Annotated in this window: 12 protein-coding genes; 3 read left to right on the forward strand and 9 right to left on the reverse strand. The window is 29.4% G+C overall.

Features of this window, described 5'->3' with window-relative positions; translation table 11 throughout:
• Nucleotides 1-198 precede the first annotated feature (198 nt).
• Complete coding sequence (locus tag ETU10_RS01825; protein WP_146309500.1) at nt 199-834, reverse strand: type III pantothenate kinase; 636 nt, start codon at nt 832-834, stop codon at nt 199-201.
• A gap of 321 nt (nt 835-1,155) precedes the next feature.
• Here ETU10_RS01825 and ETU10_RS01830 point away from each other — a divergent pair, with 321 nt between their 5' ends.
• The gene (locus tag ETU10_RS01830) at nt 1,156-3,138 is read left to right on the forward strand and encodes an acyltransferase family protein (RefSeq protein WP_146309501.1); all 1,983 of its coding nucleotides are present in this window, start codon (nt 1,156-1,158) and stop codon (nt 3,136-3,138) included.
• A 54-nt stretch (nt 3,139-3,192) separates the two neighbouring features.
• Here ETU10_RS01830 and ETU10_RS01835 read toward each other — a convergent pair whose 3' ends face one another.
• The 6 genes from ETU10_RS01835 to ETU10_RS01860 form a co-directional block, all read right to left on the reverse strand.
• Nucleotides 3,193-3,960 carry a type III pantothenate kinase gene (locus tag ETU10_RS01835; protein WP_146309502.1) on the reverse strand — a complete coding sequence of 256 codons (768 nt, stop codon included), beginning with the start codon at nt 3,958-3,960 and terminating at the stop codon, nt 3,193-3,195.
• Nucleotides 3,961-3,964: 4 nt separating this feature from the next.
• Nucleotides 3,965-5,812 carry a M1 family metallopeptidase gene (locus tag ETU10_RS01840; protein WP_146309503.1) on the reverse strand — a complete coding sequence of 616 codons (1,848 nt, stop codon included), beginning with the start codon at nt 5,810-5,812 and terminating at the stop codon, nt 3,965-3,967.
• 22 nt (nt 5,813-5,834) lie between these two features.
• The gene (locus tag ETU10_RS01845; RefSeq protein ID WP_146309504.1) at nt 5,835-6,506 is read right to left on the reverse strand and encodes a LysE family translocator; all 672 of its coding nucleotides are present in this window, start codon (nt 6,504-6,506) and stop codon (nt 5,835-5,837) included.
• 118 nt (nt 6,507-6,624) lie between these two features.
• On the reverse strand, nt 6,625-9,018 hold the full coding sequence (locus ETU10_RS01850) for a penicillin-binding protein 1A (RefSeq protein WP_146309505.1): 2,394 nt from the start codon (nt 9,016-9,018) through the stop codon (nt 6,625-6,627).
• 27 nt (nt 9,019-9,045) lie between these two features.
• Nucleotides 9,046-9,498 carry a gliding motility lipoprotein GldH gene (locus ETU10_RS01855; RefSeq protein ID WP_146309506.1) on the reverse strand — a complete coding sequence of 151 codons (453 nt, stop codon included), beginning with the start codon at nt 9,496-9,498 and terminating at the stop codon, nt 9,046-9,048.
• Nucleotides 9,499-9,508: 10 nt separating this feature from the next.
• Complete coding sequence (locus ETU10_RS01860; RefSeq protein WP_146309507.1) at nt 9,509-10,693, reverse strand: PSP1 domain-containing protein; 1,185 nt, start codon at nt 10,691-10,693, stop codon at nt 9,509-9,511.
• A gap of 116 nt (nt 10,694-10,809) precedes the next feature.
• Here ETU10_RS01860 and ETU10_RS01865 point away from each other — a divergent pair, with 116 nt between their 5' ends.
• Both ETU10_RS01865 and ETU10_RS01870 read left to right on the forward strand, forming a co-directional pair.
• The gene (locus tag ETU10_RS01865; RefSeq protein ID WP_146309508.1) at nt 10,810-11,436 is read left to right on the forward strand and encodes a SprT-like domain-containing protein; all 627 of its coding nucleotides are present in this window, start codon (nt 10,810-10,812) and stop codon (nt 11,434-11,436) included.
• Nucleotides 11,426-12,499 (forward strand): mannose-1-phosphate guanylyltransferase, encoded by a 1,074-nt coding sequence (locus ETU10_RS01870; protein WP_146309509.1) that lies wholly within the window; start codon nt 11,426-11,428, stop codon nt 12,497-12,499. Before ETU10_RS01865 ends, ETU10_RS01870 begins: the two co-directional genes overlap by 11 nt.
• On the opposite strand, the gene ETU10_RS01875 is transcribed toward ETU10_RS01870, so the two are convergent.
• Both ETU10_RS01875 and ETU10_RS01880 read right to left on the reverse strand, forming a co-directional pair.
• Nucleotides 12,489-13,283 carry an ABC transporter ATP-binding protein gene (locus ETU10_RS01875; protein ID WP_146309510.1) on the reverse strand — a complete coding sequence of 265 codons (795 nt, stop codon included), beginning with the start codon at nt 13,281-13,283 and terminating at the stop codon, nt 12,489-12,491. The two genes, ETU10_RS01870 and ETU10_RS01875, sit on opposite strands and share 11 nt — an antisense overlap.
• A complete protein-coding gene (locus ETU10_RS01880) occupies nt 13,283-14,029 on the reverse strand; it encodes an MlaE family ABC transporter permease (RefSeq protein ID WP_146261476.1) in 747 nt (248 codons plus the stop codon). The genes ETU10_RS01875 and ETU10_RS01880 overlap by 1 nt, the downstream gene beginning before the upstream one ends.
• Between the last annotated feature and the right edge of the window lie 47 nt (nt 14,030-14,076).

Below are 14,076 nucleotides of genomic sequence, written 5' to 3' on the forward strand. Positions count from 1 at the left end.
AAATTTAATTTTTTTATTCTATTTAATCAAATAATTAAACAGAATAAAAAAAAATATGCATAAAAGTCATGTAAAAAATAAAGATGAAGTAATTTTTTTGAATTATACTTAGTTATAACTAATGAATTTTTGAGAAATATTTAAGTTAAATGGTTTAAAGGTTTAAAGTATTTCTAATTTAATATCAATTTGAATGTATTAAAGATTCTCCTGCTTATATTTATAATACAGTTCTCTTAATCCTTTAATGGTATGATAACGATCGTATACATCAATTTTATGGGTTAATTCTGAAAATATATGACCGGTTCCTCCTGTTGCTATTACATATACTTTCTCTTGTAATTCTTCTTTTATTTTATCGATTAAACCTTCTACCATTGATAGAAATCCAAAGAAAACTCCACTTTGCATACATTCTTCAGTGTTTTTTCCTAAAACTGTTTTTGGTACTCTCATTTCGATGTCCGAGAGTTGTGCCGTGGACCCTATTAATGAATTTAATGAGGTTATTACTCCTGGGGCTATAATAACTCCTTTTATTTCTCCTTGTGTATCTACACAGGTCAGTGTTAAGGCGGTTCCAAAATCTACAATGATTTTTATTCCTTTATAATGTTTGTATGCATAGTAGGCATTCGCGTAAAGATCTTTGCCCATTCGGGAACTTTTTCCGGTTAGTTCTGTGGATATATCTCGCGAAACTAGGATGGATTTTATGCCATGCAATAAATGCAAGGATCTTCGAACTGGATAGGTGAGATGTGGAACTACTGAGCCTACTACAATTTCTTTTATCTCTTTAATGTTTATTCCATAATTTTGATAGGTTATTTATTTTAGGAGCAACATCAATTTTCAAAATAACATCCACTAAATATTTTACAATTGAAAAACAGTATGTTTAAAAGAAATTACTAATATTTATAATTGCAGACTTTTTAATTAAGTTTAATAATAAAAGTCTCTTTCATCTTTTTATATTATCCATATAATGCAGTTTAAAAAGAAGTTTTTAAAACCAATGAATGTATTTGTAATTATGAAATAATTTTATATAAATTAAAAATTATAATGAGATATAATGATTTTAATATAGGACAATATTATATAAATATTTAATATTTTATACTAAATGTTTTGTATTTTTGAGGCATGCATTTAAAATATAGACCTGATATTGATGGACTAAGAGCTTTAGCGGTTATTTCTGTTATTGTTTATCACCTTAACAATCGTTGGTTACCTGGAGGTTTTATTGGTGTAGATGTTTTCTTTGTTATTTCTGGGTTTTTAATTACTAAAATTATTTATAGGGAAATTATTTCTCATCAATTTAGTTTTATAAATTTTTATCAAAGAAGAATAAATAGAATTTTACCTGTATTTTTTACTGTAATGTTCTGCACTTCTTTGGTTGCTTGGTATTTATTTCTTCCAGAAGAGTTTATGCTTTTTCTTCGAAGTTTAAAGTCAACAACCTTTTTTGGGCAAAATATTTTTTTTGCAGAAAATACTGGAGGATATTGGGATCTAAATATTGATAGAATGCCTATATTAAATACTTGGAGTCTAGCAGTGGAAGAACAATTCTACATAATTTTACCTTTTACTCTACTATTTTTACTTGGGATTAAATTTAAAACGAAAAGAAAAATTTTAAAGTTTAAAACAAACTTTATTATAATAGTTTTATTAATTTTAGCAATAATTTCTTTTACATTAGCTCAAATATCACCAAAATTCAGTTTTCTAAATAAGTATAATTATTATTCGTTATTGACAGGTAGGTCTGGAGAATTGCTAATTGGCTCTATTATTGGCATTTTTCAAGCTAAAAACAATAATATTCCATCAAGCCAAACAACCTCATTATATTTATACAATATCTTAACATTTATTGGAACTGGGGGAGTAATATTTTCATTTATATTTATTTCCCATAACAATCTATTTCCTAGTTTATGGGCTTTAATTCCAACATTAGGGACTGGTCTAATTTTATATTTTCATCATCCAAAAACAATAATTAGTCGGTTTTTTTCTATTCGACCATTAGTTTTTATAGGAAAAATATCATATTCTTTATATTTATGGCATTGGCCTGTCATAGTTTTGGCTAAAAAATATATTCTCACAGAAAAGTCTGGTTTTGGAACAACAAAACATTACATTTTAGTTACAATAATATTTATATCCTTATCTATAATAAGCTACTTTTTTGTTGAACAGCCATGTAGAACGAAGAAGAAAAACTTTAAATTTTCATTGATAGCATATTATATTGTTCCCTCTATATTTATCTTAAGTATCTATTATATTCAAGTAAATACTAATTTTCTGTACTATAAATATAAGGATAGAATAGATCTTTATAATCTACAAAAAACTCCCAATTGGAAGGGACAAAAATATAAATGCCGTAGTATAATTGATGGAGAATGTATATATGGTGACACATCAAAAAGTCCTAATGCAATCTTAATTGGAGACTCTCATGCAGGTAATATGTTTGGATATATTGATCTAGCCGGTGCAATGTATGGATTCTCAGTTAGACTAGTGGATTATAATGGATACACTTTTTTACCAGGACAAAAACAATTAGCAAATGATGTCATTAATAAGAACAAAGAAATCGTTCTTAATAAAACTTTTAAATGGATTGAAGATTCAGACATAATTTTTTATTGTGCTAGTTACAGCTATCATAAAGACTTAATAAGCAGAGAATTTCCCATATTTTTAGACAATTTAATAAATAAAGGAAAAACAATAATTGTACTAAAAGATTTGCCCATTCTTAATTCTTATTCAGTAAATCAATATTATATATCATATTTAAAAAGTGGAATAATAAAAAGAAATCTTGACTTTCTAAACTTTGAAGAAAAATCTGGTAATGAACTAGTTAAAAATATTATTAAAACTAAAAATAATCAAACAGCTTTTTGGAATCCATTTTTAGGATTAACAAAAAAACAACAAGAGGAATGGCCCTTTTATAATGGTATAATGGTTTATTATGATTTTAGTCACCTAAATGTCTATGGCGCTAACAATTTCCCAAAATTTGTTTTACCTAAACAGAAAGCTTTCTGGGAAAGAATAGCGAGAATAGCAAATAAATCTAACTAAAAAGTTTTACTTATTTACTCAGTTTTATATAATTATTTATTTTGAATGATCTTATTAATTCTCTTGTTTATATTTATAATACAGTTCTCTTAATCCTTTAATGGTATGGTAACGATCGTATACATCAATTTTATGGGTTAATTCTGAAAATATATGCCCGGTTCCTCCTGTTGCTATTACATAGACTTTCTCTTGTAATTCTTCTTTTATTTTATCGATTAAACCTTCTACCATTGATAGAAATCCAAAGAAAACTCCACTTTGCATACATTCTTCTGTGTTCTTTCCTAAAACTGTTTTTGGTACTCTCATTTCGATGTCCGAAAGTTGCGCCGTGGATCCTATTAATGAATTTAATGAGGTTATTACTCCTGGGGCTATAACAACTCCTTTTATTTCTCCTTGTGTATCTACGCAGGTCAGTGTTAAGGCGGTTCCAAAATCTACAATGATTTTTATTCCTTTATAATGTTTGTATGCATAGTAGGCATTCGCGTAAAGATCTGTGCCCATTCGGGAACTTTTTCCGGTTAGTTCTGTGGGTATATCTCGCGAAACTAGGATGGATTTAATGCCATGCAATAAATGTAAGGATCTTCGAACTGGATAAGTGAGATGTGGAACTACTGAGCCTACCACAATTTCTTTTATCTCTTTAATGTTTATTCCATAATTTTGATAGGTCAATTTAATTTGAGAAAATAATTCATCTTCTGTTTTATGGGGTTTGGTATTCATAACCCATGAATTAATACATTCTTCGCCTTCAAAAAAACCAAAACGTATGTTACTGTTTCCTATATTAACTACTAATAGCATTATCTTCTTATTTATTTTGGTAAAGATTATTCTGATAATCTATATCTCCTAATCTTTGTGATGCATCCAACATAATTAGATCAATTTTATCCAATGGTATAGGTAAGATAAACGAATATTCTTTGTGTGTCCATTTCCAGTAAGGTAAAGTTTTTTGTGGTATTCCAAATTCTTGTTTTTTTGAATTACGCATTAGATTTAAAGGTACGTTATATATCTCTTTATTACCATTGGTATAAACTATAAATACATCTACAGGCATAGGAAAACTACCTGAATTTTGTAAAGTGATTTTTGTCTCGCCCTGCAATTCTTCCACTTTTTTAATCTCATAGTCAATGGTTCTTGTAGTATTTGTCATATAGTTCCAGTACCATTTTAAGTCCATCGCTGAAACTTTTTGGGCAATATGTATAAAATCTTTATCCGTAGGATGTTTAAATTTCCAAGTCTGGAAATATTCTTTCATAATTTTTGTGAAATTATCTTTACCAACTATATATTCCAACATTACTAAAAACATTTCACCTTTTATATAAGAGGCTACTGAATAACCATTATTTGTTTGGTAATGGTCTGCCAATAATCCCATCACTTCCTCTTGTCCTGATTTAGCAAAATTTACATAAGTACTAACCGTTTCTAAATGAGAATTCGGATAGTTTTCAACAGTTTCTGGAAATAATTCTCCTAAGACTAAATTTTCAGCATAAGAAGTAAATCCTTCGTCCATCCATGCACGCATACTTTCATTGGTTGCAAGCACTTGCTGAAACCATGAATGTGAGGCTTCATGAAACATTAGTTTAGCCAAATCGTACAATGAACCAGCATTTCCCATAACCATAGAACACATTCCATATTCCATCCCCCCATCACCTCCTTGAATAAATGTATAGGTTGGATATGGATAAGCCCCAAAGTTTTCTTTCATTATTTGGAAATACTTAATAATCAAAGGTTTTATATCCTCCCAATATTTAGTTTTTTCAGATTTTTGAAATACTAAATAAACTTTAGGACCTTGGGGTACTTGTAAGGTTTGGACACTATAATCTGGATCTGCTGCCCATGCAAAATCATGAATATTTTCAGCTTTAAAATGCCAAGTCACTTTATTATTCCTAGCTTTAGGTTTTATGTCTAAATCATACCCTTTTACTTCTTTAGGATTTACTAATTCTCCGCCTGCCCCTACTACATAATTTTTATCTATATTTATTTTGACTTCATAATTCCCAAAAACTCCTTGAAATTCTCGTGCTATATAATCGGAAATATGCCAACCTTCATAATCATATTCTGCCAATTTGGGATACCATTGGGTCATAGTAAAATCTATACCTTCGTTATTATTTCTTCCAGCTCTTCGAATCATCAAGGGAATTTGACCTTCCCAATCCATTGTAAAAACTGTGGCTGTATTTGGTAGAATTGGCTTATCTAGTTTTACTTTAACAATGGTTTCTTCAATGGTATAATTTAGTGGTACGTTCTCTTGTTTTAATGAAATAATCTTTTGATATCCAATTTCACTAGGTTTTAGTTTAGATATACGAGACTCCCCCTCGGGTGTTACCATTCTTTGATCGGCATTCTTTCCTAATTGAATCAATTGCTGATCCATCATTGAATTTGGTTGAAATGCATTCCAATACAAGTGAAAATAAACTATACTTAGGGTATCTGGTGAATTGTTTATATAATTTATTTGTTGCTTACCCTTATATTTAAAATTTTTCGTATCAACATCAACCTCAATATTGTAGTTTGCCTGTTGTTGATAATAAGGAGTGATTTGAGATTTTAAAATACTTGTTGTTATTACAACTAATAGTATTAGTAACTTTTTCATAATCTCGCTAGTTTTATAAGTTTTATTCGAAAGTATGATTTAAACGATTTTCAATTATTTCAAAAGAATTTTCACCATCTGTTTTAATAAAACTTCTTGTAAAGATTATTATTCCACATACAATTAGAGCTATTCCTACAATTCTTTTTAGTTTAAAAACGATAGCCCCTGTTAATTTGTTTTGAAATCTATTGGCTAAAAATATTTTAAGAAAATCAATTAAAATCATGGTAGACATCATAAATATTATGTAAATATAGAAGTCTTTGGATTTAGGATATTGTGTTGATATTAATACAACCGTGGTTAACCAAAAAACTATAACACCAATATTCACTAAGTTTAGTAAAAATCCATTTAAAAAAGTTTTTAAATAGCCTGATGTTGCAATTTTATCTACTTCTGATTTAAAATTAACCTTTACTTTAGAAAAATAATTATATAATCCATAGACAAAAATTATAAATCCTGCTAACATATAAATAGACGGGTGCTCCTTTATAAAATTAGACAAACCGGTACTCCCTCTATGCGCTATATATATGCATAATAAGTCTGCCATAACGACTCCTGCCTCCAAAGCTAAAGCTGGCTTAACTCCTCGGGTTAAACTTGTCTCTATTAAAAGAAAAAAAACTGGACCTATTAAAATAAGGCTAAGTACTAATCCTAGTATTATCGCTGATAAAATCATTTACATATTTTAATGTAATTTGCAAGTTACATATTTTCTATTTAATAAAATATTATGTATAAGCTACAGATTTTCAAATCGTAAATAGAAAAAAGAGAAAACTATTTTTCTCTTTTTTCTATTTATCAAAATCTATATCGTCTTTTTCTTTTAAACTCTTATTTATATTATCATCTGTGTGTGTTACTTCATCTATATCTACACTTTCTTCAATAATATCTGTGGTATTCCCTCCGGAGCTTGTGTAATCACTTCCATAACTTCCATAAGCAGCTAAATCATCACAACTGAAATCATTTTTCATTGACTCTGGCTTTGAAAATTTATCACTTTGTGATATCTTGAGCTTAGGGTCTGCGTATACTTTCTGCATAAAATATCCCCATATTGGTAAAGCTGTGCTTGCTCCTTGTCCCATACCAGTTGAAGCAAAATGGGCATAACGGTCTTCCCAACCTACCCATACGCCTGAAGCTAATTTTGGCGTAATTCCTATAAACCAACCGTCAGCATTTTTATTGGTTGTACCAGTTTTCCCTGCTACATCTGCTTTAATTCCCATACCTCTTAATCTTTTACCTGTTCCTATATCTACAACCCCTTTCATTAACTCTATCATGGTATAAGCATATATCTCATTCATTACTTCTCTAACTTGGGGCTCATATTCTTTTATTACTTTCCCATTTTTATCTTCTATTCTCCAAATCATTTCTGGTTTAGTATAATTTCCAAAATTTGCAAAAGTGCCATATGCACCTACCATTTCATAAATGCTAAGATCCGCAGATCCTAACGCTATGGTATTATTTCTAGGAATTGGACTTTCAACGCCTAAGTCTTTAGCCATTTGAATCACTGCATCTGGCCCTGTCGCATCTATAAGTCTTGCAGTAACGGCATTTTTTGAATAAGCTAATGCGGTCTTTAGAGGCATAATTGCACCATTACCTGCAATGGTCCAATTTCCTTTTTTATAGGTTGCATTGGAAACCTGAGTACATGGAGTATATCCTAAATTTTTTATCGCTGTTGCATAAACAAATGGCTTAAACGTAGAACCCACTTGTCTTCTTGCCTGTTTTACATGATCGTATTGAAAATGTTTCCAATTTACACCGCCTACCCAAGCTTTTATATTCCCATTGGTAGGATCTATAGCCATTAAACCTGCTTGAACAATATGTTTGTGATATCTAATTGAATCCCAAGGCGACATAAGTGTATCTCTATCTCCTTTCCAAGTAAATATTTGTAGCTCTATTGGTTTTTTAAATTCTACTATAATTTCTTCATCCGTCATCCCCCTATTCTTAAGAAACTTATACCTAGGAGTTCTCTTCATAGCATCTGTCATTAATTTATTATAAAGTACTTCAATCTTAGGATCTCCTGGATAATTATAAAAAGGCGCATATTTTCTGCCTTTTTGCTCTCTAAAAAAAGAATTTTGTAAATATTTTACGTGTTTTTCAATTGCATCTTCTGCATATCGTTGCATTCTAGAATCAAGTGTTACATATATTTTTAAACCGTCTTTATACAAGTTGTATTTTTTCCCAGTTTGTTTTTCATAATCGTTGAGAATTGTAGTTACTTCTTTTTTTAATGCATATTTAAAATAAGCTGAATAACCTTCCCCAATATCTTTAATTGGTTTATAGTCCAATTCTATAGGAGTATTTACAACAGTAGTATATTCTGCATCGGTAATATATCCTTGTTCTTTCATTAATCCTAAAACTACATCTCGCCTTTTTCTTGCATTTTCAGGGTTAATTTTAGGATTATTAACCACCGGATTTTCTAACATAGCAATTAATGTTGCTGACTGTGAAAGATCCAAATCTTTGATATTCTTATTAAAATAAACTTTTGAAGCTGTTGCAACTCCATTAGCATTGTACAAAAAATCGAATTTATTTAAATAAAGAGCAATTATTTCATCTTTGGTATATAATTTTTCCAATTGTACAGCAATTACCATTTCTTGTAATTTCTGAATCACTCTTTGAAACTTAGATTTTGCTACACCATTATAGGAAAAATTTCCATTTTCTTTTTCTCTTTGAGTAAATAATAATTTAGCTAACTGCTGGGTTATTGTACTCCCGCCCCCTCTTTTTCCTAGAAAAACAACAGCTCTAAGCAATGCTTTACTATCTACCCCAGAATGATAAGGAAATCTTTCATCTTCCTTAGCCATTAATGCATATATTAACGGTTGAGGTAATTCTTTAAACTCTACAGGAATCCTCTTTTCTTTTTCGAACTTTTGTAATACCACTCCATCTGAAGAAATAATTTCAGAGGCCACGAATATTTCTGGATTTTCCAAATCTCGAACATCTGGCATTTCTCCAAAAACCCCATATATGGTAAGTATGAATATCAGGAATATTACTAAAATTCCAGTAAAGAATAATGCCCAAAACCATAGTAAAAATCTTTTAACTATGCTTTTTTTTCTGGGAAATTTATTTTTATTTTCTTTATTTTTCTTTAAATTCATAATAATTTAATTATTCATCATAGTACTTTACTCTATGCTAACGCCAAAATCTTCTATCCCCACCAGGGTATCTTTCCTCATACCCTGAACTATTGATATTGTATAATCTCCTTCTTTAGGAAAAGAAATATTTTCTTTATATCTATAATAAATTTCTTTTACCTCTCCCATTCCTTTTCCTAACCATTTGCCTGAAACATCGGCTAAATTGTAGTTTACCGTATCCATTTTTTGTATAATTGTGTCTCCTTTCTTTATTTGAACAAAAAAATATATATTCATATAAGGATACTCATTATTATTTCTAACAATAAAGTTGATGTTTTTTTTCTCTTGAGGATTTTTAATTTTAATATTAAAATTTAGTGTATCTTTTTTTAGCCAAGTATTATTTATATTCTTTACTTCCGAAAACTCGTAATTATTTTTACAATGAGATAAAAAGATTACTAAAATAAAAAAAGAAACCATTTTTTTCATTCTATGAGTTTTAATCTTTTTTAATTCTTCTACTTTTAGAAATTTGTTTACTATCTATCTTTTTAGAATTCTTAGGCTGTTGAGGCTTAGTATTCTTGCTTCTTTTTTTGTTTGTGGATCTATGCTTTTTCTCAAATCTATTAAGGTTATTTTCCTCAATCAAATCAACTTTTAAATTATTTTTTTCCTTAAGCTCGTCTAACGGTTTTGTTGGAATCCCTTTAGCATTTAATGCGATTAATTTTTTTAGTTCATCTACATCTATGGGGTACCAAGAAATAGAATTATTTGCATAAGTAAACCACATTTGATGTCTAAATACATCTACTTTAATGCAAAAAGCTCTTCCTTTTTCTGTTTCTAATATTGTTTGGCTGGATGGAAAATCTACTAATGCATCTACATAGGTATCTAGTTCAAAATTTAAACAACATTTTAATTTTCCACATTGCCCTGCTAGTTTTTGCGGATTGATGGATAGTTGTTGATATCTTGCAGCAGCCGTATTTACAGAGCGAAAATCTGTAAGCCAAGTAGAACAACATAGCTCTCTTCCGCATGAACCTATACCTCCTACTTTAGCACTTTCTTGTCTATAACCAATTTGTCTCATATCAATTTTAGTTCGAAAAGCAACTGCATAATCCTTAATAAGCTGTCTAAAATCAATCCTACCTTCAGCAGTATAATAAAGTGTTACTTTAGAGCCATCCCCCTGATATTCAACATCACAAATTTTCATTTCAAGATTTAACCTTCTAGCTATTTTTCTAGCTTCCAACATTACATTATCTTCTTTATCTCTATAATTTTTCCATACATCAATATCTTTTTGAGAAGCTTTTCTGTATACTCTATTTAATTCTTCCAGTTTAACTTTTTTCTTTTTCATTTGAATTTTAACCAATTCTCCTGTCAAAGATACTAGACCTATATCATGCCCGCCAGTTGCTTCAACGGCAACTATGTCTCCTATTGTCAATGGATGATCAGGATTTACTATATAAAAATCTTTTCTATCATTTTTAAATCTAACTTCTATATATTGATTATGTATTTTTGATGTGGGTGGATTTATTCCTGAAAGCCAATCGAATACAGATAGTTTTGTATTGCAACTGCCGGTTCCACAAGCTCCATTATTTTTACATCCTTTAGGAATCCCATTTGAACTACATGAACCACATGTTCCCATTTTGTATTATTTATTCTAATTTACAAAGATAGTTATTTTGTTATTTATGGATTATAATTATTTTTTTTACTCTGCATACTATTTAATTAGACAATTCTGTTATTATACTTAACATTATGCATTTAAAAAAAATACCTAATTTTTCACACCTTTCTAAATATATATCGGTTGATGCTATATTTTATATAAAAAAATGGCTAAGCCCTTATTGGTTTCAACTATATATTAAAAATCCTAGAAATTCAAAATTGGGAGACTATAAATTCCCTAAATCTAATGAGCCTCATAAAATAAGTATAAATGCAGGGTTGCATCCCTCGTTATTTTTTTTTACTTTAACTCATGAAATCGCTCATTTAATAGCTTTTAATACTTATTCTGTAAAGATTGCTCCACATGGAAAAGAATGGAAAAAAGTCTTTTCTGAAATGATTCTTGAAAGTATTAATGTTTATGAAATTGATCTACAACCTTTATTAATTAGATTCTCTAAAAGCCCTAAAGCAAGCTATTACGCTTCTCCATATATATCTGAATATTTTAATAAAAAACTATCTCCTAATATATTTTTATTAAAAGACTTAGATCTAGGTAATGAATTTATCATTAAAAACAAAGTATTCCTTAAACTTCAAAAAATAAAAACTCGTTATATTTGCGTCGAAAAAAAGAGTAATAAGAAATATCTGATATCCGGAAGTGCTCCGATTGAAAAAATAGGTTATAATTTACATGAAAAATAATAATTATTATTGCGTTATAATGGCTGGAGGTATTGGTAGTAGATTTTGGCCTATGAGTACGCCCAAACTCCCTAAACAATTCCACGATATTTTAGGAACTGGTAAAACATTAATACAACAAACTTTTCACAGAATTTCTAAAATTATTCCCATTGAAAATATTTATATTATTACTAATGAAGAATATGTAAATCTTACTTTGGAGCAACTGCCTGAAATTTCTAAATCTCAAGTGATTGGTGAACCTAAAATGATGAATACTTCGGCTTGTAATATTTATATGGCTGAAAAAATTTATAATTTAAATCCTGATTCATGTATTATAGTTGCACCGTCGGATCACCTTATTCTAAATGAAGACGAATTTTCAAGAGAAGTATTAATCGCTTTTAAAAAAGCTGAAAAACAGGACATTTTAGTAACTTTAGGCATTACTCCTCATAGACCAGATACTGGATATGGATATATTGAGTTTTCAGAAAATGAGAAATCTACTGAAGCTTATAAGGTTAAATCTTTTAAAGAAAAACCTGATCTGGAAACAGCCAAATCTTTTCTAAAATCTAAAAATTTCCTTTGGAATTCAGGGATTTTTATTTGGTCTTCCAAAAATATTTTAAATTCATTTCAATTACTTTTACCTGAAATGTATGAGAAATTTCAATCTATCAAAACCTCTTATAATACACCCAATGAAAATATTAAAATTAGGGAAGTTTATAATCAGATTGAAAAAGTTTCAATTGATTATGGAATTTTAGAAAAATCTAGCAATGTATGGGTTATTCCTTCTTCTTTTGGCTGGAACGATCTGGGTACATGGAATGCTTTGTATGAAAATTTAAGTAAAGACAATGAAGGAAATGCTATTTATGGAAAAAATATTCATGCATATAATAGCTCAAATAATATTTTAAAAACCACCCAAATAGATAAAACCATCATTATTGACGGTTTGAAAGATTATATTGTAGTAGATACTGATGATGCTTTGCTTGTATGTCCTAGGGAAAGTGATCAAGAAATTAAAAATTATTTAAAAAAAATAAGAACTATTGATTAGTTCTTATTTTTTTTAAATAATTTATTTCATAGAGCATTGCTTCTCTTGCTTTTTTAAATATGGGTGAAGAAAAAACAAAATCTTGCAAAGGCTTATTTTCTGCCACTATAATACTATTTTTATCGCCTTCCCACTCTTTATATCCATTTTTAAGATAAACAATTTTTTCTCCTATCTCTAAAACAGAATTCATATCGTGTGTGTTTATGATAGTTGTAGTATTATATTCCTGGGTTATTTCATGTATAAGTTTATCTATCAACTGAGAGGTTTGAGGATCTAACCCTGAATTTGGTTCATCACAAAAAAGATATTTAGGGTTATTTACAATTGCTCTCGCTATCGCCACACGTTTTTGCATTCCTCCTGAGATTTCAGAAGGATATTTTTTTCGAGCATTGGTCAAATTTACCCTTTCTAAAACTTCATCAACTCTATCTCTCATTTGTTTCTCTGTCATATTCGCAAACATTTCTAAAGGAAACTTTACGTTTTGTTCTACTGTCATCGAATCAAATAAGGCACTTCCTTGAAAAACTGTTCCTATTTCACTTCTTAATTTCTGTCTATCACTGGTGGTTAATTTTGAGGCATTGGTCTGTTCATATAAAATCTCACCTGTCGTTGGTTCAAAAAGTCCAAGCATACACTTTAAAAATACTGTTTTTCCAGATCCACTTTGACCAATAATTAAATTTGTTTTTCCTTTTTCAAAGGTTACAGATATACCTTTTAAAACTTGTACCCCGTCAAAGGATTTGGTTATATTTGAGGCTGTAATCATTAATTTAAAAGTAATTGTGTTAAAACAAGATTAGTTATTATAATCAATACCGTAGTCCAAACTACAGCTTGCGTACTGCTTCTACCCACTTCTAAAGATCCTCCTTTCACATAATACCCATAAAAGGACGGAACAGTTGCAATCATAAACGAAAATACAATTGTTTTAATGAAACAATAATATATATAAAAGGATGGGGATTCCATCTGTAACCCTTGTATATAATCTGCAGACGCCCAACTTCCAGAAAGATCTCCTGCAAAATATCCTCCCCAAATTCCCATGATTACACTAATCATAATAAGAATAATGTTAAAAAAAAGAGAGGCAACTACTTTTGGGAGAATAAGATAAGAGGGTGTATTTACTCCCATAATTTCTAAAGCGTCAATTTGCTCTGTTACTCTCATGGTTCCAATACTAGATGCTATAAAGGATCCTACCTTACCTGCCAACACAATACTGATGATCGTAGGACAGAATTCTAAAATTAATACAACCTTTGTAGCATATCCAACATAATAATCAGGGATAGGAAAAGAAGAGGTTTGAAAGTTATTATACATTTGTATGGCAACTACTGCTCCTACGAAAAAGGATGTAAAAACTACTAGTCCTACAGAATTTAATCCTAAATCATTAATTTCTCTCATTAGGCTTTTTAAAAAAATTCTCCTTCTTTGTGGCTTTTTAAAAACTCTTACCATAAGAAGAGAATACATGCCAATATTTGATATCATTCCCATAATTATGCGAAGTTAATACAATTTATCATATGAAAATTTTTGACTAA

Origin of the sequence: Apibacter muscae (assembly GCF_007845595.1) — a bacterium.
Lineage (GTDB): Bacteria > Bacteroidota > Bacteroidia > Flavobacteriales > Weeksellaceae > Apibacter > Apibacter muscae.